The organism is Thalassotalea agariperforans (assembly GCF_053470345.1).
The window spans coordinates 1-255 of record NZ_JBQMWH010000050.1 but is presented as its reverse complement, the minus strand read 5'-3'; the positions used below and the strand labels follow the sequence as shown (position 1 = coordinate 255).

General features: G+C 47.1%; 1 rRNA gene. It reads left to right on the top strand.

The features are described from left to right. Nucleotides 1-255: ribosomal RNA gene (locus ACSLUO_RS17740) — 23S ribosomal RNA — on the top strand; the annotation flags it as partial.

Below are 255 nucleotides of genomic sequence, written 5' to 3'. Positions count from 1 at the left end.
CTTAGTGAATTCATAGCTAAGTGAGGCAAACCGGGAGAACTGAAACATCTAAGTACCCCGAGGAAAAGAAATCAACCGAGATTTCGTTAGTAGCGGCGAGCGAACGCGAATCAGCCCTTAAGCTTTTTGGGCGCTAGTGGAATGTTCTGGAAAGGACAACGATACAGGGTGATAGTCCCGTACACGACAGCAACCTTAAAGTGAAATCGAGTAGGTCGAGACACGTGAAATCTTGACTGAATATGGGGGGACCAT